This is a genomic window from Pseudomonas sp. RIT-PI-q (assembly GCF_001297125.1).
Taxonomy (GTDB): Bacteria; Pseudomonadota; Gammaproteobacteria; order Pseudomonadales; family Pseudomonadaceae; genus Aquipseudomonas.
The window spans coordinates 212,503-232,822 of the sequence record NZ_LHPC01000038.1 but is presented as its reverse complement, the minus strand read 5'-3'; the positions used below and the strand labels follow the sequence as shown (position 1 = coordinate 232,822).

Annotated in this window: 16 protein-coding genes and 2 pseudogenes; 10 read left to right on the top strand and 8 right to left on the bottom strand. The window is 59.2% G+C overall.

The features are described from left to right. Window positions 1-60: 60 nt before the first annotated feature. From AEQ67_RS20395 to AEQ67_RS36815, 10 genes and pseudogenes are all read left to right on the top strand, one after another. Entirely contained in the window at window positions 61-1,506 is a 1,446-nt protein-coding gene (locus AEQ67_RS20395; RefSeq protein ID WP_059405626.1) for a gamma-aminobutyraldehyde dehydrogenase, read from the top strand. Window positions 1,507-1,687: 181 nt separating this feature from the next. After that, window positions 1,688-2,716: a phosphotransferase gene (locus AEQ67_RS20390; protein WP_059405625.1), complete on the top strand. Its 1,029-nt coding sequence runs from the start codon at window positions 1,688-1,690 to the stop codon at window positions 2,714-2,716. A gap of 4 nt (window positions 2,717-2,720) precedes the next feature. Beyond that, window positions 2,721-4,070 (top strand): aspartate aminotransferase family protein, encoded by a 1,350-nt coding sequence (locus AEQ67_RS20385; RefSeq protein ID WP_059405624.1) that lies wholly within the window; start codon window positions 2,721-2,723, stop codon window positions 4,068-4,070. 2 nt (window positions 4,071-4,072) lie between these two features. Next, the gene (locus AEQ67_RS20380; protein ID WP_059405685.1) at window positions 4,073-4,513 is read left to right on the top strand and encodes a hypothetical protein; all 441 of its coding nucleotides are present in this window, start codon (window positions 4,073-4,075) and stop codon (window positions 4,511-4,513) included. A 76-nt stretch (window positions 4,514-4,589) separates the two neighbouring features. Beyond that, window positions 4,590-6,302: a phytoene desaturase family protein gene (locus AEQ67_RS20375; protein WP_059405623.1), complete on the top strand. Its 1,713-nt coding sequence runs from the start codon at window positions 4,590-4,592 to the stop codon at window positions 6,300-6,302. Between the two features lie 69 nt (window positions 6,303-6,371). Then, on the top strand, window positions 6,372-7,847 hold the full coding sequence (locus AEQ67_RS20370) for an NAD-dependent succinate-semialdehyde dehydrogenase (protein WP_082377925.1): 1,476 nt from the start codon (window positions 6,372-6,374) through the stop codon (window positions 7,845-7,847). 332 nt (window positions 7,848-8,179) lie between these two features. Beyond that, a complete protein-coding gene (locus AEQ67_RS20365) occupies window positions 8,180-9,628 on the top strand; it encodes an APC family permease (protein ID WP_161807479.1) in 1,449 nt (482 codons plus the stop codon). Window positions 9,629-9,783: 155 nt separating this feature from the next. Next, a complete protein-coding gene (locus AEQ67_RS20360) occupies window positions 9,784-10,860 on the top strand; it encodes a tartrate dehydrogenase (RefSeq protein ID WP_059405621.1) in 1,077 nt (358 codons plus the stop codon). A gap of 137 nt (window positions 10,861-10,997) precedes the next feature. Next, window positions 10,998-12,260: pseudogene (locus tag AEQ67_RS36820) on the top strand (PDC sensor domain-containing protein); the annotation flags it as partial. A 345-nt stretch (window positions 12,261-12,605) separates the two neighbouring features. Then, a pseudogene (locus AEQ67_RS36815) lies at window positions 12,606-13,118 on the top strand (methyl-accepting chemotaxis protein); the annotation flags it as partial. A gap of 72 nt (window positions 13,119-13,190) precedes the next feature. On the opposite strand, the gene AEQ67_RS20350 reads toward AEQ67_RS36815, so the two are convergent. From AEQ67_RS20350 to AEQ67_RS20315, 8 genes are all read right to left on the bottom strand, one after another. Then, on the bottom strand, window positions 13,191-14,006 hold the full coding sequence (locus AEQ67_RS20350) for an HpcH/HpaI aldolase/citrate lyase family protein (protein ID WP_059405619.1): 816 nt from the start codon (window positions 14,004-14,006) through the stop codon (window positions 13,191-13,193). Further along, on the bottom strand, window positions 14,003-14,845 hold the full coding sequence (locus AEQ67_RS20345; protein WP_059405618.1) for an FAS1-like dehydratase domain-containing protein: 843 nt from the start codon (window positions 14,843-14,845) through the stop codon (window positions 14,003-14,005). The genes AEQ67_RS20350 and AEQ67_RS20345 overlap by 4 nt, the downstream gene beginning before the upstream one ends. Window positions 14,846-14,870: 25 nt before the next feature. Beyond that, window positions 14,871-15,815 carry an electron transfer flavoprotein subunit alpha/FixB family protein gene (locus tag AEQ67_RS20340; protein WP_059405617.1) on the bottom strand — a complete coding sequence of 315 codons (945 nt, stop codon included), beginning with the start codon at window positions 15,813-15,815 and terminating at the stop codon, window positions 14,871-14,873. A gap of 15 nt (window positions 15,816-15,830) precedes the next feature. Continuing rightward, window positions 15,831-16,580 carry an electron transfer flavoprotein subunit beta/FixA family protein gene (locus AEQ67_RS20335; protein WP_059405616.1) on the bottom strand — a complete coding sequence of 250 codons (750 nt, stop codon included), beginning with the start codon at window positions 16,578-16,580 and terminating at the stop codon, window positions 15,831-15,833. A gap of 37 nt (window positions 16,581-16,617) precedes the next feature. Next, the gene (locus tag AEQ67_RS20330) at window positions 16,618-17,820 is read right to left on the bottom strand and encodes a CaiB/BaiF CoA transferase family protein (protein WP_059405615.1); all 1,203 of its coding nucleotides are present in this window, start codon (window positions 17,818-17,820) and stop codon (window positions 16,618-16,620) included. A gap of 18 nt (window positions 17,821-17,838) precedes the next feature. After that, entirely contained in the window at window positions 17,839-19,002 is a 1,164-nt protein-coding gene (locus AEQ67_RS20325; protein WP_059405614.1) for an acyl-CoA dehydrogenase family protein, read from the bottom strand. Window positions 19,003-19,068: 66 nt separating this feature from the next. After that, window positions 19,069-19,665, bottom strand: a complete 597-nt coding sequence (locus tag AEQ67_RS20320) for a thiamine pyrophosphate-dependent enzyme (protein ID WP_059405613.1) — start codon at window positions 19,663-19,665, stop codon at window positions 19,069-19,071. Then, entirely contained in the window at window positions 19,653-20,192 is a 540-nt protein-coding gene (locus tag AEQ67_RS20315) for a thiamine pyrophosphate-binding protein (RefSeq protein ID WP_007896342.1), read from the bottom strand. The genes AEQ67_RS20320 and AEQ67_RS20315 overlap by 13 nt, the downstream gene beginning before the upstream one ends. Window positions 20,193-20,320 lie beyond the last annotated feature (128 nt).

Here is a 20,320-nt window from a genome sequence, read left to right as displayed (position 1 = left end):
CCGGGTCGTGACGTGCTGGTTGCCCTGCCACAGTTTTTACAGACGAGCGTGAGAGTAACTATGAGCACTACACAAGAGTTCGTGATTGATTTGTTGATCGACGGCAAGCTGGTTCGCGGCGAAGGCCACGCAGAAACGCTGGTGAACCCCGCCACCGGTCGAGTGTTGGGAGAAGTGCCGGAAGCCAGCCTCGAACAGATTGATCAAGCGGTGGCAGCCGCGCGCAAGGCGTTCCCGGCCTGGTCGCAGTTGCCCCCCGGAAAACGCTCGGCGCTGCTGCTGAAAATTGCCGATCGAATCGAACAGGAAGGCGCCGCTTTTGCCCAGATCGAATCGTTGAACGTGGGCAAGCCCTACGAGCGCATGCTTGAGGATGAGATCCCGGGCGTGGTCGACAACATTCGCTTTTTTGCCGGCGCGGCGCGTTGCCTGACCGGACTGGCCGCCGGTGAATACGCAGCCAACCACACGAGCATCATTCGTCGTGACCCGGTTGGCGTGGTCGGGGCCATTGCTCCCTGGAACTTCCCGCTGGCCATGGCCACCTGGAAGATTTTTGCGCCGATTGCCGTGGGCAATACCGTGGTAATGAAACCGTCGGAAAACACCCCGCTTACCGCATTGAAACTGGGCAGTATCCTTGCCGAGATGCTGCCACCTGGCGTGGTCAATATCGTCACCGGACGCGGGCAAACGGTCGGTCAGGCCCTGAGTGAACACCCGGACATCAACATGATGTCGATCACAGGAGATGTCACCACCGGCCAGAAAGTCCTGCAAGCCGCGACGGGCAATCTCAAACGCACCCACCTGGAGCTGGGCGGCAAGGCGCCGGTGATCGTGATGGCTGACGCCGACCTGGAGGCGGTGGGTTCCACCGTACGCTCGGCTGGCTTCTACAACGCCGGTCAGGATTGCTGCGCCGCTTGCCGAATCTACGTGCATGAAAGCGTCCACGACACCCTCGTCGCGGCCCTCACGGTGGCCGTGTCCTCGATCAAGCTCGGGCCCACCAACCAGGCCGGCACAGAGCTCGGTCCGCTGATCAGCGCCCGACAGCGAGAACGCGTTGCGGGTTTTGTCGACCGGGCGAAGGATCAGCCGCATATCCAGGTCATCACCGGTGGCAAGTCTGTGGCGGGTGATGGTTTCTACTACGAGCCGACGCTCGTCGTCGGGGCCTTGCAGACCGACGAAATCGTCCAGCGTGAAGTGTTTGGCCCCGTGGTTTCCGTGACCTCTTTCCAGGACGTCGATCAGGTCATCGGCTGGGCGAATGACAGCCGCTATGGCCTGGCGTCGTCCGTCTGGACCCGTGATGCCAAGACCGCTGCCAAGGTCAGCGCTCGCCTGCAATACGGCACCACCTGGGTCAATCAACACTTCACCCTCCTGAGCGAAATGCCTCATGGCGGCATGAAGATGTCCGGTTATGGCAAGGATCAGTCGATCTACTGCCTGGAAGACTACACGGTCGTTCGTCACGTCATGATGAACTTCGAGTGATATGACGCCCCCGCTTCGGCGGGGGTACTCCCGATAGTCGAGATTCGGGACTCTTGTGAACGCACTGCAGAGCGACCGGTTTATCAGGTCGCGGCTGGACCGTGCTTCGAAAACGGGTCCTGAATAGCATTAGGCAGCCTATCCAATGACTATTAACGGTCTTTCGCTATCACTGAGCAACATGACGACCGCTGTCGAAGAGACGCCTCTGGCGGAAGTCGAAGCGCTTGTTCTGGGCCGGTATGGCATGAGTGTCCGATGCACGCGAATCAGTTGTGAACGTGACGAGTTGTTCCATGTTTTTTCTGTCGACGGCTTGCAGTACATCCTGCGGATGTCGAACCCTGCAGATGATCACGCGACCATTGATATGCAGATTCAAGCGCTGGCCTGGCTGGCCGAACGCGCACCGCATATTCCGGTTCCCCTGTTGATTGCGTCGCTCGACGGTGAAACGTCCTTTGCGGCGAAAGTGGGTGACAACCCGAGACGAATTATCTGGATGACTTCGTTCCTGGAAGGCCTGGCGTTGCCGAAAAGTGCCAGCTCGCCAGCCCAGTTGCGCAACATCGGCATCAGTCTGGCCGAACTCGGGTTGGCGCTGCGCGGCTTCAATCACCCGGGGGCTGATCGCGTCCTGGCGTGGGACATTCAACAGGCTGCAGCGTGCCGGGAGATGCTGCCATCAGCGCCGCATGCCGATGGTGATAAACCCTGGAACCTGGTTCGGGCCGGCTTCGACTATTTCGACGAAGTCGTCTACCAGCGATTGCTCAACCTGCGCGGCCAGGTGGTTCATGCCGACTTCAATCCACACAACATCCTGATGGATGGAGAGCGCCATGATGAAGTCTCGGGCATCCTCGATTTTGGCGACATGGTGGCGACCCAGCTGATCAACGACATCGCTATTGCCGCCAGTTATCACACCGACGGCGAACACCCGTTGAGCAAGGTGGCCGAGATGCTCGGGGCCTATCACCGCGTGCTGCCGCTGCTGGTGGAGGAAGTGGACCTGCTTTACGACCTGATTATCACGCGGCTGTGTACGGCGATTGCGATCACCGAGTTTCGGGCTCGCCTATATCCCGCCAACCGTCATTACATCCTCAAGAACACAGGCGTTGCCTGGGACGGGCTCCAGCGATTGACGCAAGTCAGCCGGGCGGATGCCCAATCCATTCTTCGCAAAGCATGCAACCTGGAGTGAAATAATGAATCGTCCATTGATGATCAACTCGTTCGATCCTGCTCAGGCTCAGGGTCTGGACCCGGTGGTCGAACAACTGCTCGAACGCCGCGCAAAAGTGCTGGGTCCGTCTTACAAATTGTTCTATGAAAAGCCTGTGCACTTCGTCCGCGCCGAAGGCGTGTGGATGTACGACTCGCACAACACGCCGTACCTGGATGTGTACAACAACGTGCCCTCGGTAGGGCATTGCCATCCGCATGTCGTGGAGGCGGTTTCCAAACAGATGGCACTGCTCAATACCCACACCCGCTATCTGTACGACACTGTACTGACCTACGCCGAAAAGCTGATCGCTACCTTCCCCGAGGAATTGGCGAACGTCATGTTTACCTGCACCGGCAGTGAGTCATCGGACCTTGCGGTTCGCATCGCGCGTTGCCATACCGGTAACACCGGCATCATCGTGACTGAAAATGCCTACCACGGCATCACCGCCGCGATTGCCGAGATGTCTCCGTCTTTGGGTGAAGGCGTGGCGTTGGGCAGCATGGTGCGCCTGGTTCCTGCGCCGGACGCGTATCGCGCGGGTGACAAGGATGTCGGCGACGCATTTGCCGAGTCGGTTGAAGCGGCGATCGCTGACATGCTGCGTCACGGCATCCGTCCGGCGGCGCTGGTGACGGACACCATCTTCTCCAGTGATGGCGTTTTCAGCGACCCGCGCGGTTTCCTGGTCAAGGCCGTCGAAGCGGTCCGCCGTGCTGGCGGGCTGTTTATCGCTGACGAGGTTCAGCCCGGTTTCGCGCGTACCGGCGATACGTTCTGGGGCTTCCAGCGTCACGGCGTCGTGCCAGACCTGGTGATCATGGGCAAGCCAATGGGCAACGGCCTGCCCATCGGTGGTGTGGTGGCGAAACCGGAACTGCTGACCCGTTTTGCGACGACCGCGCGTTACTTCAATACCTTTGGTGGCAACCCGGTTTCTACCGCCGCGGCGATGGCAGTGCTGGAAGTGATCGAGGGCGAAAGCCTGCAGAAGAATTCTCTGGTGGTCGGTGATCTGTTGCGCGCCGGCCTGCGCGAGCTGGCCAAGGAGTATCCGGTGATCGGTGATGTCCGGGGGGCAGGCCTGTTCATCGGTGCCGAGTTCGTCAAGGACCCGCTCACCAAAGAGCCGCATCAGGAACTGGCCATGCAAGTGGTCAACCGGTTGCGCGACCACAACGTGTTGATCAGCGCCTCCAGTCCGTTGGGCAACGTGCTGAAGATCCGCCCGCCGTTGCCATTCACCGCCGACAACGCCGCCTACTTCCTCGACATTCTGGCTGAGGTCATGGCCGACCTGAGCAAAACCACCGGTGTGAGAGGTTGATGATGAAAACCTATTCCATGCTGATCTACTTCACCGGCAAGGCCGAAACCATTGGCCACGCCACCGGTGTCGTACGGTCCCGTGCCCAGGGGCTGATTCTTGCACTTGATCCACTGGCGGATGTGCAGGGCGAAGGGGCGTTGCAGGTGCCCACCGGTGTCGCGCACTTCGATACGGTGGTGACCGTGCGGGGCGAGCAAAGTTGGGAAACCGGTCGCGTCGACTTCCCCGGGATCGACAGTTACCTGGATGTCGAAACGGTCATGCCAGGCCAGTTCAGCGTGCAGGCAAGCGGCTACAGCACCGGTTCGATCGCCTGGCGCGTGATTCGTGGTGGTGGCCGATTCGAAGGCGCGACCGGCATCGTGACGGGCAATTTTGTCGGTCACCCGGATGACACCTTCACCGACCACCAGTTGTTCAAGTTGGTGCTGCCGGCCTGAGTCGCTGGCCGTGCAGGCGGCCTGTTCACCGTGCAGGTGAGCAGGCTTCGATTTCACATTCAGATGGAATGACGCCGTGAGTAAGCATAACGATCTTGATGCCCTGATCATCGGTGCCGGCCATAACGGGCTGGTGTGCGCAAATTATCTCGCCAGGGCAGGCCTCAAGGTATTGGTGTTGGAGGCCAGGCCGATTGTAGGTGGTGCCTGTACCAGTGAAGAACTGATACCGGGCGCTATTTTCTCTTCGTGTTCGTACATCCAGATGATGTTTCGACAGGAAGTGGTCGACGATCTGGAACTGAAAAAATACGGCCTGGAGTCGGTGGCTCCGGGCTTGCAGGAAATGGCGCTATGGGACGACGGCGATCGTGTGATGTTCTGGCAGGAGATCGACAAGACCCTGCGTTCGATCGAGGATCACAACAAGGCCGATGGCGCCAATTTCATGCGGTTCGCCACGCGGCTCAAGCGTTTCGGTGAGCTGACGCATGAGATCCAGCTCAGCGACCCGCCGACTCAACAACGCCTGAAGGCGATCTTTGACGACGCCGGTGAAAGCGCGCTGTACGACGCGTTCATGACGGCTTCGGCCGAGGACCTGCTGAAAGACTACATAGAGTCCGATCGACTTCGCGGCTTCATGATGTTCATGGGCCTGGTCTCCACGTGGGGAAGTCCAACCACGCCAGGCACGGCCTATGTCTATGGCTATCACGCGCTGGGAGAGTTCGAAGGCCAGTTCGGTCGTTATGGCTTGCCGAAAGGCGGCATGGGCATGATCAGCGAATCACTGGTCAGCGCCTTGCAAGCCTTCGGCGGCAGGGTTGAAACGAGTACGCCTATTCAGCAGGTGTTGATTGAAGAGGGCAAGGCGGTTGGGGTTTTGCTGGTCTCGGGCGAGCAGATTCGCGCGCCGCTGGTCATTTCCGGTGCCGACCCGACTCGGTCTCTGGTCGGGTTGTTACCCGAAGGGGCGCTACCAGAAGCGGCGGCAGCCGATGCCAAGGAGATTGACCAGCGCGGTTCCATGGCGCGTATTCACCTGTTGGTGGACGCGCTGCCGGATTATGTCGGCTTTCCGGCCGGCAAGCTGGGGCCCCAGCATCAGGGGTTGAACATTCTCGGCCCGTCCCCGGACCTGTATGAAATGGCCTGGCAAGCACAGCAACGTGGCGAGTTTCCGGATGACATGGTGGTTGAGGCGCTGATTCCCTCCGTGACCCACCCGGGGCTGGTGAGCCAGCCCGGTACGCATACGCTGTCACTGGGGGTGCAGCAATTGCCCTTTGACCTGGCGCATGGAGATTGGGACACACGCAAGGAAGAGTGGGCGGACAAGGTGCTGGAGATCTATTTCCGCTACGCACCGAACATGCGCAATCACATTCTCGCTCGCCACGTGATCACCCCACTGGATCTGCATCGTAACTATCACATCACCCGTGGAAACATCTTCCACCAGTCCATGATCGGCCTGGAGAACCTCTTCGACAATCGACCGATCAAAGCGGCGGCGCATTACCGGACACCGGTTCCCGGTTATTACCTGTGTGGTTCCGGCAGCCATCCCGGCGGCGGCGTCAGTGGCATGCCCGGGCACAACGCGGCGCAACGCATCCTGGCCGACCTGGCCGGGCAAACCGATACGGCAGCGGGGCGCAAGGTGCTCAAGGCGGATAACGGGCTGATCGGCAGTTTGCTGAAAACCGATGTCGGGCAACGCCTCGGCTATCAGGTCGCCAGGTCGCGCATTTTTCGAAGTCTGACCGAACGCCTGAGCAAGTGACAGCGATGGTGTACGACGAGCCTTTTTCTTGATGGGAAGGCAGGCATAACCGAATAGGTGGATCACTTCATGAAACTTCCAATCTTTACGCCAGACTCCCACGATGGCGGTCGTCGCAAGATGTTCGTCAATGGTCAATGGATCGGCGCCTTCGCCTGGTTCCCGGTGCGTTCTCCCGCGACCGGGGAAATCATCGCCGAGCTTCCGAGCGCCGGTATTGAAGAGGCGATGCTGGCTGCCGATGCCGCCAGTGCCGCCTTCCAGACCTGGCGCCAGACAACCGCCCATCATCGGTGCGCACTGCTGCGTGCCTGGTACAACGCCGTTATCGAACACACCGAAGGCATTGCTCGCACCATCACGATGGAAATGGGCAAGCCGATTCAGGAAGCCCGTGCAGAAGTCGTTTATGCCGCCTCGTTTATCGACTGGTTTGCCGAAGAAGGGCGGCGTGTCGGCGGCGAAAGCATGCCGAGCCAACATGGCAACAAGCGGCTGGCGACCCTGCAACAGCCGGTGGGGCCTGTGTACGCCATTACACCGTGGAATTTTCCGGCGGCGATGATCACCCGCAAGCTGGCGCCGGCGCTGGCAGTGGGGTGTACGGCCATTGTCAAACCTCCTGTGCAGGCACCGCTCACCGCACTGTATTTCGCCAAACTGTGGGAAGACGTTGGGGGCCCGCCGGGAACCTTGCAGGTGATTACCACCACCGATCCGCGGACGGTGTCTCAGGTGATGTTCGATGACCCGCGTATTCGCAAACTCACCTTTACCGGCAGCACTGAGGTGGGCAAGCGTCTGTACGAACAATCGGCCAGGACACTGAAAAGGATGTCTCTCGAATTGGGCGGGCATGCGCCGTTCATCATCTTTGAAGACGCCGACCTGGACGCGGCCGTGGAAGAGGTCGTGGCGTGCAAATTCCGCAATGCCGGCCAGACCTGTGTGTGCACCAATCGCATCTATGTCCATCGCTCGATCGCCAGTCAGTTCGCCGAAAAACTCGCCGTTGCGGTCAATCGGCTCCAGGTCGGCGACCCACTGCACGAATCCACCCGGATAGGTCCGTTGGTGGATGAACATGCACGCGATAAAGCACTCAGCCACATCGCCGATGCGGTGGCCCAAGGTGCTCGAATCATCGCCGGCGGTGTCCGGATGCAAGGCTTCTATGTTCAACCGACCGTGCTCCAGGACGTGACGGCAACGATGTTGATCATGCAGGAGGAAACCTTTGGCCCGGTGGCGCCGCTGATCACGTTCGACAGTGAAGCTGAAGTGGTCGCGGCGGCCAACGCATCGCCATACGGCTTGGCGGCCTATCTGTGGACAAGGAACCTGACCCGAGCGCAACTGGTGGCTGAGGCGTTGGAATACGGAATGATCGGCGTCAACGATGGCGCACCCTCGACCGCGCAAGCGCCGTTCGGTGGCAATAAGGACAGCGGCCTGGGCAGGGAAGGTGGTCACTGGGGACTTCAAGAGTATCTCGACGTGAAGTTCATATCGACCAAACTTGAACGTTGCACTTTGGAGACATAAGCATGCGTCTTATATGATGAACACCTGTTCAAAAAATATTCGATTTTAACGCGAACAGTCTGGAGAGATCTTTTGGTTGTCGCGGTACAGGGCATGACGGATCTACGAACACAGTCTGCACCGATTCACTAATAATACGGACACTTGTTACTTCGAAAAACCAGAAGGTGCCGAGGTGTATATAGGCACCGCTGCCGAGTATTGCTTGTTTAACGACTGCCTCGCTTTACCGAAATAAAAAACTCACTACCTACAGGGTTTTAGCGATGTCATACGAATATAGTGATAAACCAGCTACGCTGGACTTAACGGGATCAACACCGGGCAAGACCATGAACCCAACTTCCGATAGCCGAGACCTCGAGCGAAACAGTATCGGCATCATGGGTATCGTGTTCTTTGTGATTGCCGCCGCGGCGCCACTGACGGTGGTTGTCGCGTTGTTCCCTGTGATCATTGGCTCTGGAAACGGCATCGGCATTGCCGGTGCGTTTGTGGCGGTCGCCCTGGTGCTGTTGTTGTTCGCGGTGGGTTATGTGGCGATGAGCAAACACATCACCAACGCCGGGGCGTTCTACGCCTACATCACCAAAGGCATAGGACGCCCGATGGGGCTGGGCTCCGCATCATTGGCGATTTTTTCCTATAACGCGATTCAACTCGGTCTGTATGGAGGTATTGGCTATTACCTCAATGAGTTGCTCGGCAAGCAGCTCAACCTCCATTTGCCGTGGTGGGTTTACTCCTTCACGGCCATGGCGATGTGCCTATGGCTGGGGTTACGGCGTTTGCACGCCGGCGCCGTGGTGCTGGCGGTCCTGCTCACGCTTGAAACAGTGATCATCCTGATCCTCGACCTGGGCATTGTGTTTGGCGATCACTCGGTGCCACTGAGTCATTTTTCGTTTGAGCCCTTCAGTCCTTCCGCGACCTTTTCCGGCGCCATTGGTGTCGCCCTGATGTTCGCCCATGCTTCGTTCATTGGCTTCGAAGGCACGGCCATCTACGGTGAGGAAGCGCGCGATCCCAAACGCACCGTGCCGATTGCCACCTACATCGCGGTGATTTTCATGGGCGTGTTTTATGCACTGACCGCCTGGTTGATCATCAACGCCATCGGTGCAAACGAAGCGGTGGCCGTGGCCAAGGACCAATCGGGCAATCTGATTTTCTGGGTCAGTGACAAAATCCTCGGAGGTTGGGCAACCGAGTTGTTTCAGGTGCTGGTGATTACTAGCCTCTTTGCGGCCATCGTCACGTTCCACAGCAACGTTGCCCGTTATCTCTACTCCTTGGGCCGCCAGGGTTTGCTCAGCCAGAAACTGGGCTCGACCCACCCGGTCCAGAAGTCACCCCATGTGGCGTGCTACGTGCAAACTGCGATGGTGGCTGTCGTGGTCGCGATCTTCGCGGTGCTGGGGCTGAACCCTTACGACACGCTGTTCACCTGGTTTACCGGGGTCGGTGCAGCCGGGATCATTACCATCCAGTGCATTGCCAGCATTGCGATCTTCGTGTTCTTCCGTCGCTCCAACGTGGATAAACGCGTGTGGCACACCTTTCTCGCACCGCTGCTCAGCGTCGCCGGTCTGCTGCCGTTTCTTTATTTTGCCCTGACCAGCTTCGATGTGTTGTTGGGCGTACAAGGCGCGTTGGAAGTGTTCTTCATGGCGCTGTTGGTGGGTTCGTTTGTACTGGGATTCCTCGGTGCCTTCTACTTGAGTGCCCGGTCTCCCGAGAAATATGCCCGGCTGGAGTCCTCGTTAGGCGATCAAGTCTGACCACCCGGCGACCTGTCTTTGCCGCTGCTGCGTCGTGGGCGCAGTAGCGGTTGAACTAATAATCAAGGCCGTAACGTACTTCAGTGCGCTCTGTTATTGCGCGAGTTGATTTAACTCATGCCTGTTGCTGTTGGATAATCTAAAGAGGAAGTGTAATGAGCAAGACGTTTCGAATTGCCGCGATTGCCGGTGACGGAATCGGCGTTGAAGTCATGCCCGAGGGTATTAAAGTTGTGCAGAAGGCCGCTGCCAAGTACGGTATTGAACTTGAGTTTCAACACTTTGAATGGGCCAGTTGCGATTATTATCTCGCCTGCGGCCAGATGATGCCTGACGATTGGTTTGAACAACTTAAAGACTTCGACGCTATTTATTTTGGTGCCGTCGGTTGGCCGGATAAAGTGCCGGATCACATTTCGCTTTGGGGGTCGTTGTTAAAGTTTCGTCGGGAGTTTGATCAATACGCGAACATACGTCCGGTGAAACTGTTCCCTGGCGTGGCATGCCCATTGGCCAACCGCAAGCCAGGGGATATCGACTTCATCGTTGTCCGGGAGAATACCGAAGGTGAATATTCTTCGGTGGGGGGCCGGGTCTTCGAAGGCACTGAACATGAATTCGTGCTGCAGGAATCGGTGTTCACCCGGCGAGGTGTCGACCGCATCCTCAAGTATGCCTTCGACCTCGCCCAGACGCGCTCACGCAAATATGTGACCGCCGCGACCAAGTCAAATGGCATGGCCATCAGCATGCCGTACTGGGACGAACGCGTTGCGGCAATGGCGGGCAACTACCCCGACATCACCTGGGACAAGCAACACATCGACATCCTGTGCGCCCGTTTTGTCTTGCAACCCGATCGCTTTGATGTGGTGGTGGCGTCCAACCTGTTCGGCGACATCCTCTCTGACCTCGGGCCGGCCTGCACGGGCACCATTGGTATTGCGCCGTCGGCCAACCTCAATCCGGAGCGCAAATTTCCTTCGCTGTTCGAACCCGTCCACGGTTCGGCGCCGGATATCTTCGGCCAGAACATTGCCAACCCTATTGCGATGATCTGGTCGGGCGCGTTGATGCTGGATTTCCTGGGTGACGGTCCAGAGTTCCGTGCGGCTCACGATGGGATTATGCAGGCCATCGAAACGGTCATTGCTCAAGGCCCCAAGACCCGTGATCTGGGCGGGCAGGGATCTACCCAGGAAGTCGGCCAGGCCATCGCCGACGCGCTCTGACCTCACCTGTTTGGCGAGTGGCGGTGCTTTCTTCGTTGGGCCGCCACTTGCGTTTCAGGCCGGTGTCTTCCGGCCATGGGTGGCAGGGCAGACCGCAGGAACAAGCCTCATAAAAAGTAAATCCACGGAGCGTTGACATGTCCATTCCCGGCTTATCCATAAAACTTCGCATCACCCTGCTGGCGGGTGTGTGCATGTTGGGCGTAGCGGCCATCCTGATAGGCTTTTCGATTTACCGGATCGACGCCATGTCGACATTGAGCAACGAGTCCAGCGCACGCAGCCTCAAGGAAGGCGCATTGCAGTACATGACGGCGTTGGGCGAGGAGCAGGCGCTCGTCGTCAGTCAGCGTTTTGTCAGCAGCCGGGTGTTTGGCGACGCGGTCATGCGCCAGGTCATGTTTGAGCGAGAACAAGCCAAGCGATTGGGCACTGATGCCAGAACCTTGCGTAGCGACCTGTTCAAACTGATGCAGCTGCAAGTGGCTGCCAATCCGGAGGTGCTGGGGTTGGGCGTGGGATTCGAACCTGATGCACTGGACGGTGATGACGCTCGTTTTGCCAACCAGCAAACGGACGGCGGGAATGAAAAAGGTCGTTTTGCGTCCTATGCCTCCACGCTTGTTCCGAGCTACACCATGAGCGAAAAAGAGATGGCTGATGACGGATCTCCAGGTACGTTCTGGTACACCTGCGCGTTCAAGTCCAGGCAGGACTGCGTCAGCAACCCGTATGCATTCACCAATACCAGTGGCGTCACGACGTTGATGTCAACGGTCTCGGTCCCACTGCTGAGCGGTGACTCGGTGTTTGGCGTCCTCTGTGTGGACTTGAGTCTGGCCAGTCTGCAGGCGCTGGTCGAACAATCCAGCCGTGCGCTTTACGACGGCCATGCACAGGTCAGTTTCATCAGTGCTGACGGTGTGGTTGCCGCCCGAAGTGGTGAGCCCCAGGCGTCGGGAAAACCGTGGGTCAACGCCGACCCGGCGCTAGAAAAACAAATCGCAGCGAGCATGAACGGTGATGCACCTGTGGTGCTCGAGAGTGACGGGAACATCATCGTCATCAAGCCGTTTTCACCGATTCCCGGTGCCGCGCGCTGGAGCGTTGTCATTCAGGTGCCGGAAGCGATCCTGCTGGCCTCGGCTGAAAAGCTCAAAGCGGCGCTGGCCAAGGCGAACAAGGAGGCGATTGTGGTCCAGCTGATCGTGGGTATCGTGGCGGCAACAGGCGGGCTGCTGTTGATCTGGATGCTGGCTTGCACCATTACTCGACCGATCCTGCGTGTCGCTGCAATGTTCAAGGACATCGCCAGCGGTGAAGGTGATCTGACACGCCGTCTGAACCCTGTCGGACGTGACGAAATGGGTGAATTGACGAGTTGGTTCAACCGGTTTCTCGACAAACTTCAGCCGATCATTGCCCAAGTGAAGTCTTCAGTGGGTGACACCCGTCGCACGGCTGACCAGGCAGCGGACATGGCGACACAAACCAGCAGTGGCATGCAGCAACAATTGCTTGAAGTCGAACAAGTGGCGGCCGCGTCTCAGGAAATGAGCGAGACCTCGCAGGAAGTGGCGCGCAATGCGGCCTCGGCGGCGCAAGCGGTGCGCAATGTCGATCGAGCGACCGAGGAAGGCGTGCAGACCATCGACAGGACCACGCAATGCATCACACAACTGGCGTTGGACATGCACCAGGCGATGCAACAAGTTGAGGAACTGGCCAGCAACAGCGAGCAAATCGGCTCAGTGCTCGAGGTCATTCGTTCAGTCGCCGAACAGACCAATCTTCTGGCGCTGAACGCTGCGATCGAGGCCGCCAGGGCGGGTGAGTCGGGTCGGGGATTTGCGGTCGTCGCGGACGAGGTGCGTCATCTGGCCAAGCGAACCCAGGTATCGGTTGGCCAAATCCAGCACGTCATCGAACACCTGCAATCGGGTACTCGAAGCGTGGTGCTGTCGATGCAAAACAGCCGCGCCCAGGCCGATCATAGTGTTGCGCAGGTGACGCTGGCTGTCGGCGCGCTGCAAAAAATCAACCAGGGCATCGAGATCATCAGCGATATGAACGTGCAGATCGCCAGTGCCGCAGAAGAGCAAAGCGCTGTTTCAGAAGAAGTGAACCGCAACGTCTCCAGTATCCGCGACGTCACGCATGTGCTGGCGCGTCAGTCGCAAGACTCTGCCAGCATCAGCCAGTCCCTGAATCTGCTAGCCAATCACCAGCAGCGTTTGATGGACGGTTTTCGTACTTGATGATTGGCGCTTGTTGCCTGGCAAGTGGGTTAAAAAGTGGTCAGCGCCTCAGCAACAGCGCTGACATTTGATTCAGCTCGCGCGCTGCAGAATGGCTTGCGCACGTCCAATAACCGGCGCATCGACCATTTGTCCCTCCAGCACAAAAACGCCTTCACCTGAGCTCGCGGCTTCCATGATGCGCTGTGCCCACTGCAGCTCTTCGATGCTGGGCTTTAACGCTTGATGAATGATTGCCACTTGGCTGGGGTGGATGCAAAGTGCGCCGCCAAAGCCCATGTCGCGGGCGAACTGAACGGCCGTGTGCAGGCCGGTGGTGTCCTGGATTGAGGGGAAAACCCCGTCCAGCGCCGGGGCCAGGCCAGCCACCCGGGTCCACAGCAACACCGCATAACGGGCGTGACTGAGGAACTCTTCAGCGGCACGACTGCCAGTAGTCAGGTTCAGGTCCAGGCCCAAATCAAGGCTGCCAAAGGACAATCGCTCAACGCCTTGGGCGCTGGCGATCGAGTCGAGTGCCGCCAAGCCTTTGGCGCTCTCGATGATCGGCCAGACAGGTTTGCCGCCGCTATTCGCGGTGGACACCTGCACCGCGCTTTCTGCTTTGGGCAACAGAAGGGCGGTCACGCCGGCATGGCGTCGGCATAGATCCAGATCTGCAGCGTGTGCCCAGTGATCCGCGGCATTGACGCGAACCAGCATCCGCGCATCCGGATGTTCATTCAAAAAGCGTTCAAGGTTATCCCTGGCGTACTCCTTTTGGTGTTCCTGCACGGCATCTTCCAGGTCGACAATGACCCGGTCCGCGCCGCTGGCGAGGGCCTTGAGGATGCGTTCGGGACGCGTGGCGGGCACAAACAAGGCGGAACGAACTACCGACGTATTCATGCTGTTTCCCCCTCGCTGAACTCGACTTCTGCGATCTGCGCAGTGCCGTGCTGATTGCCGGCCCAGAGCTGCGCCTTGCCGCTACCGGTCAAACGGCCGCCCACCTCGAAAGGTTGGGGTGAAATCAGCGGTCGCAGGCCACGGAAGGTGAAACGCTGCAGTCGCGCAGTCGGGTGCGCCCGGGTAAAGGCACGCAGGTTCAGCGTGGCGATCAATGGGCCATGCACCACCAGCCCCGGATAGCCTTCGGTCTCTGTGACGTAAGGCCAGTCATAGTGAATCCGATGGCCATTGAAGGTAACGGCGGAGTAGCGGAACAGCAGGGTCGGGGAGGGTTCGACCTGTTCCTGCCATTGGCCTTCAGGAACTGTTTCGCTGCTATTCAGTTTGGGCGGTGTCGGTTCCCGGTAGACGATGTCCTGCTCGTCCAGCAGTGCGCGCTGGCCGTCCTGGAAATACTCATGGCGTACCGTGACAAACAGCAGCGACCCGGTGCGGCCGTGCTTTTCCTCGACGTTGAGAATGGTCGATACGCAGGTGACATCGGCCTCTACCTTCAACGGTTGGTAGAACTCGATTCGGCTACCGGCCCACATGCGATTGCGGTTGTGGGCCGGCGGCAGGAAGCCGCCGAGCGCTGGGTGACCGTCCGGGCCCAGTTCGCTGGCGGCCACCGGCTCTTGAAAGAACGCCCAGTGCCACAGCGGCGGTAGCGGTTCGCCCGGCAACGGTGGCGCTTCGCTGAATGTCGCGGCAATGCGTTTTACCAACGTGAAACTGATCCGGTCCTGACTTTCCTGGCGGCGGCCGATCCAGGCTGAAAAATCGAAAGTGCTCATCGTCATCATTCCTGTAGGTCGGTGATCAGGCCAGGGCGGCCATTTCTGGAATCGCTTCAAACAAGTCCGCCACCAGGCCGTAATCGGCCACCTGGAAGATCGGCGCCTCTTCGTCCTTGTTGATCGCCACGATCACTTTGGAGTCTTTCATGCCGGCCAGGTGCTGGATCGCGCCGGAGATACCGACGGCGATGTACAGCTGTGGCGCAACGATCTTGCCGGTCTGACCGACCTGCATGTCGTTGGGGACGAAACCGGCGTCGACCGCAGCGCGGGAAGCGCCGACAGCCGCGCCCAGCTTGTCAGCCAGGGCGTACAGGTGTTTGAAGTTGTCGCCGTTCTGCATGCCGCGACCGCCGGAAACGACGATCTTGGCAGCGGTCAGTTCCGGACGATCGGACTTGGCCAGTTCTTCACCGACGAAGCTGGAAATGCCAGCGTCGTGTGCAGCGCCAACCGCTTCAACCGAAGCAGAACCGCCTTTAGCCGCTACCGGGTCGAAACCGGTGGCACGCACGGTGATCACTTTGACCGCAGCGTTCGATTGAACGGTTGCGATCGCGTTACCGGCGTAGATCGGACGCTTGAAGGTGTCAGCGCTTTCGACCGAGATGATCTCGGAGATCTGGTCAACGTCCAGCTGCGCGGCAACGCGTGGCAGGATGTTTTTGCCGTTGGAAGTGGCGGCCGCCAGGATGTGGCTGTAGCCCGCAGCCCCTGCTTCTTGAACAAGAGCAGCCACCAGAGGAGCGACGTTTTCCGGCAGCTGGTGCGCGTAAGCAGCATCGTCAGCGTTCAGGACTTTGCTCACGCCAGCGATTTTCGCAGCGGCTTCAGCCACGGCGCCAGCGCCTTGGCCTGCAACCAGCACGTGGATGTCGCCACCGATTTTGACGGCAGCAGCCACGGTGTTCAGCGTGGCCGGAGCCAGCACTTTGTTGTCGTGTTCAGCAATAACCAAGACAGTCATTTCACGCTCCTTAACTCAAAGCACCTTCGCTTCGTTTTTCAGTTTCTCGACCAGTTCAGCCACCGACTTGACCTTGATACCCGCGCTGCGTGCAGCCGGCGCTTCGACTTTCAAGGTTGTGTTGGTGGAGGCGGTGGAAACGCCCAAAGCGTCCGCAGTCACTACGTCGAGAGGCTTCTTCTTGGCTTTCATGATGTTTGGCAGGGACGCATAACGCGGCTCGTTCAAACGCAGGTCGGTGGTGACGATGGCCGGCAGTTTCAGGGAAACCGTCTGCGCGCCGCCGTCGACTTCGCGGGTCACGGCAACGCTGTCGCCACTGATCTCGACTTTGGAGGCGAACGTGCCCTGACCGTAGCCGCTCAGTGCAGCGAGCATCTGGCCGGTCTGGTTGTTGTCGCTGTCGATGGCTTGTTTGCCAAGGATCACCAGCTGAGGCTGTTCCTTGTCGACCAGCGCTTTCAACAGTTTGGCAACCGCCAGGGACGTCAGGTCTTCAGCGGATTCGACGAGGATGGCGCGGTCGGCACCCAGCGCCAGCGCAGTACGCAGTTGCTCTTGAGCAGTGGACGGGCCGATCGAGACGACGACGATTTCAGTCGCCAGTCCTTTCTCTTTCAGGCGTACGGCTTCTTCCACGGCGATTTCGCAGAACGGGTTCATCGACATCTTGACGTTGGCGAGGTCGACCCCGGAATGGTCCGCCTTGACGCGAACCTTGACGTTGTAATCGACCACGCGTTTGACCGCTACGAGGATTTTCATTGGGCAGTGTTCACTCTGCAATAGTGGATCGGCGCCGTCAGATGGCGCCGGCAGCGCGCATCTCTTCAATACGATTCGCGGACAGCCCCAGCTCCCTGAGCACTCGCTCAGTGTGCTGGCCAAGGCCTGGTACGGCGTCCATGCGCGGTTCGAAAGCGTTATTGGTGCCCGGCGGCATCAGGCTCGGTACGGTGCCGGTAGAGGTCTCGACTTCGCGCCAGCGACCCCGGGCCTTCAGTTGCGGATGATCCCAGACGCCTTGCATGTCATTGACCCGGGCGTTGGCAATCTGCGCGTGTTCCAGTCGATCGATCACCGCATCGAAGTTGAGGCTGGCGAATGACTCGACGATCAATTCCCGTAACGCGTGACGGTGTTCGACGCGCTTGAAGTTGGCGGAAAAACGCGGGTCTTTCGCCAGTTCGGGGAGTAGCAGCACTTTTTCGCAAAACAGCTGCCATTCGCGTTCATTCTGCAAACCCAGCATCACGGTGGTGCCGTCACCGATAGGGAAAGGGCCGTAGGGATAAATGGTCGCGTGCGCGGCCCCCGCGCGAGGGGGCGGAGGCGCGCCGCCGTAGGCGTAATACATCGGGTAGTTCATCCACTCGACCAGGCTTTCCAGCATCGACACATCGATGTGACTGCCTTCGTCGGTCCGCCCACGCAACAGCAATGCGGACAGAATGCCGGTGTACGCGTACATGCCGGCGGCAATGTCGGCGATCGAGCATCCGGCCTTGGCCATTTCTTCTTCACCCGAGCCGCCGGTCACCGAGAGAAATCCGCCCTCGCTCTGGATCAACAGGTCATAGGCTTTTTTGTTTTCATAGGGGCCGCCCACGCCATAGCCTGAAATGTCACACACAATGAGCCGCGGAAATCGCTGATGCAGCACCGCAAATGACAAGCCCATTCGCGCCGCCGCACCGGGTGCGAGGTTTTGCACGAACACATCGGCGGTGGCCAACAGGCTGTCCAGCACCTCGGTGGCCGTGTCTTGTTTCAGGTCGAGGGTCAGGCTTTCCTTTGAACGATTGGTCCAGACGAAGTGCGAGGCCAGGCCGTTGACGCGGTGGTCGTAGCCGCGGGCGAAATCGCCTGTGCCAGGGCGCTCAACCTTGATCACGCGGGCGCCAAGGTCGGCCAGTTGTCGGGTGCAGAAGGGCGCGGCAATGGCATGCTCAAGGCTGACCACAGTAATGCCATCGAGCGGACGGATGTCTTTGGACTGGCTCATGATTGATCTCTCTTGTTATTAGAAAGAGCGCGGCAGCTCAAGCAGGTGTTCGGCCACGTACGACAGGATCAGGTTGGTGGAGATGGGGGCCACCTGATACAGGCGGGTCTCGCGGAATTTGCGCTCGACGTCGTATTCGCAGGCAAAGCCGAATCCGCCGTGGGTTTGCAGGCAAGCGTTGGCCGCCTCCCAGGACGCCTTGGCCGCCAGGTATTTAGCCATGTTGGCGCTGGCCCCGGCGTTGATGCCGCTGTCGTATTCCTCGCAGGCACGCCAGCGCATCAGGTCGGCCGCTTCGATCTCGATGTGCGCTTCAGCGATGGGGAATTGCACGCCCTGGTTCTGTCCGATCGGGCGACCGAAGACGACGCGGTCGCGGGCGTAAGCGCTGGCCTTTTCGATAAACCAGCGGCCGTCGCCGATGCACTCGGCAGCGATCAGGGTGCGTTCGGCGTTCAAGCCATCGAGGATGTACCGGAAGCCCTTGCCTTCTTCGCCGATCAGGCTGTCAGCGGGGATCTGCAGGTTGTCGAAGAACAGCTCGTTGGTCTCGTGATTGACCATGTTGGCGATCGGCTGCACGGTCAGGCCGTTGCCGATGGCTTCACGCAGGTCCACGAGGAAAATCGACATGCCCTCGGACTTTTTCTTTACGTCGGCCAAGGGCGTGGTACGCGCCAGCAGGATCATCAGGTCGGAATGCTGGATCCGCGAGATCCACACCTTCTGCCCGTTGATCACATATTTGTCGCCTTTGCGTACGGCGGTGGTCTTGATCCTGGTGGGGTCGGTGCCGGTGGTGGGCTCCGTCACGCCCATCGATTGCAAACGCAATTCACCGCTGGCCAGTTTCGGCAGGTAGTGACTTTTCTGCGCCTCGCTGCCGTGACGCAGCAGGGTGAACATGTTGTACATCTGCCCGTGAACGGTGCCGGAATTACCGCCGCAACGGTTCACTTCTTCGAGGATCACCGAGGCCTCGGCCAGCCCCAGGCCGGAGCCGCCGTATTCGGTCGGAATCAGCGCGGCCAGCCAACCGGCGTCGGTCAGGGCCTTGACGAAGGTTTCCGGAAAGCCTTTTTCTTCATCGACTTTGCGCCAATAAGCCGCATCGAATTCAGCGCACAGAGCGCGTACGCCCTCGCGGATGGCATTGAGTTCTTCAGAGTTTCGGTCAGTCATTATTATTCTCCTCGACGCGTCACGCATGGCATCTGCCTTGCGTGACCGGGTCCGGGCAAAGAGCGATCAGATCGGGTTGAAACCCAAGGCGGCACGAAAGCGATTCTTGACGTAGTGACCGTCGCGCGGTGGCAGCACCCGTGGCGGGTTTTCCGCTTTGATCTTGATCGTCGCGAGCTTGACGCCATCACGCGTCGCAAAGCGTTCGCGCAGGTTGTGTACGCCTTCCATGTCACGGATTTCATCGGTCCAGCTGAAGCCGCAGGTTTTCGCCACCTGATCCAGGGAAATACCAAATCCCGCGTGGCTGACCTGCATGCCGGTCTCGCCGAAGTGACCGTTATCCAGCACCGCGATGGTCAGGTTGGCGGGTTTTTGCAGTGCGACAGTGGCCAGTGCGCCGAAGCCCATGAGCAATTCACCATCCCCGGTGACTACAACCACTGATTTATCAGGCTGCGCATTCGCCAGGCCCAGACCGACGGTGATGGCGCTGCCCATGGCGGCCCAGAGGTAATAATTCAGATCATTGTCACCGGCGGCCATGACGTCATAGGACGCCGAGCCCAGACCGGTCACGACCAGCACGTCTTTGCGGTCGGCCAGCAAGGTCTTGACCACTTCGCGGCGGCACAGGGTGTGGTTGGCGCTTACTTGACCCATTTCTTTTCTCCAATCAAGCGCTGACCGAGCAGCAGGGCAGTGGCGGAATCACCGTTAAAAGCCATGGTCGCGGCACCATGCAGAAGGGGCGCGACGTCTTCAGGAACGTCCGCGCGCCAGGTCATGACTTTCATCAGATTCAGCGAGGCTTCGGTGGCCTGACCCATAGGGTTCTGCCACGCGTTGAATTCAGCCCAGTCACCGCGCATGGTCACCACCATCAACAGTGGGAAGCCGGCACAGACTTGCAGGGCCAGGGTGTTGATGCAGTTGCCGACGCCGCTGGACTGCATCAAGAGGGCGCCGCGTTCACCGCCGAGCCATGCGCCAGCAAGGTAGCCGATGCCTTCTTCTTCGGTGGTGAGAACGACAGCCTTGATGTCCGGGTCGGCATACGACATGCGGATGGCCGCCGAGTGGCCTGCGTCCGGTACGAAGACCACGTGTTTGACGTCGTGGGCCTTGAGCACGCGGAACACGTCCTCCTGCCAGTCCTGCCCTACGGTTTGTTCAGCTTCTGTTGACATGCCAGTCTCCCAAGCAGTGCTGCTTTTGTGTTTTCACACATTCTGGGAGTGCCGGAACTGAACTACGACTACCGTTTTTGTCTTTGAGATATGCCCATTTGATATAGCTCCCCGACCCACTGTAGGAG

Excerpts from the sequence above, each read along its gene's own strand:
- AEQ67_RS20335 (WP_059405616.1), bottom strand. The coding sequence starts at position 16,580 with ATGAAAATCCTCGTAGCGGTCAAACGCGTGGTCGATTACAACGTCAAG.
- AEQ67_RS20340 (WP_059405617.1), bottom strand. The coding sequence starts at position 15,815 with ATGACTGTCTTGGTTATTGCTGAACACGACAACAAAGTGCTGGCTCCG.
- AEQ67_RS20320 (WP_059405613.1), bottom strand. The coding sequence starts at position 19,665 with ATGGGTCAAGTAAGCGCCAACCACACCCTGTGCCGCCGCGAAGTGGTC.
- AEQ67_RS20370 (WP_082377925.1), top strand. The coding sequence starts at position 6,372 with ATGAAACTTCCAATCTTTACGCCAGACTCCCACGATGGCGGTCGTCGC.
- AEQ67_RS20345 (WP_059405618.1), bottom strand. The coding sequence starts at position 14,845 with ATGAGCACTTTCGATTTTTCAGCCTGGATCGGCCGCCGCCAGGAAAGT.
- AEQ67_RS20360 (WP_059405621.1), top strand. The coding sequence starts at position 9,784 with ATGAGCAAGACGTTTCGAATTGCCGCGATTGCCGGTGACGGAATCGGC.
- AEQ67_RS20315 (WP_007896342.1), bottom strand. The coding sequence starts at position 20,192 with ATGTCAACAGAAGCTGAACAAACCGTAGGGCAGGACTGGCAGGAGGAC.
- AEQ67_RS20380 (WP_059405685.1), top strand. The coding sequence starts at position 4,073 with ATGAAAACCTATTCCATGCTGATCTACTTCACCGGCAAGGCCGAAACC.
- AEQ67_RS20385 (WP_059405624.1), top strand. The coding sequence starts at position 2,721 with ATGAATCGTCCATTGATGATCAACTCGTTCGATCCTGCTCAGGCTCAG.
- AEQ67_RS20330 (WP_059405615.1), bottom strand. The coding sequence starts at position 17,820 with ATGAGCCAGTCCAAAGACATCCGTCCGCTCGATGGCATTACTGTGGTC.
- AEQ67_RS20395 (WP_059405626.1), top strand. The coding sequence starts at position 61 with ATGAGCACTACACAAGAGTTCGTGATTGATTTGTTGATCGACGGCAAG.
- AEQ67_RS20325 (WP_059405614.1), bottom strand. The coding sequence starts at position 19,002 with ATGACTGACCGAAACTCTGAAGAACTCAATGCCATCCGCGAGGGCGTA.
- AEQ67_RS20390 (WP_059405625.1), top strand. The coding sequence starts at position 1,688 with ATGACGACCGCTGTCGAAGAGACGCCTCTGGCGGAAGTCGAAGCGCTT.
- AEQ67_RS20365 (WP_161807479.1), top strand. The coding sequence starts at position 8,180 with ATGAACCCAACTTCCGATAGCCGAGACCTCGAGCGAAACAGTATCGGC.
- AEQ67_RS20350 (WP_059405619.1), bottom strand. The coding sequence starts at position 14,006 with ATGAATACGTCGGTAGTTCGTTCCGCCTTGTTTGTGCCCGCCACGCGT.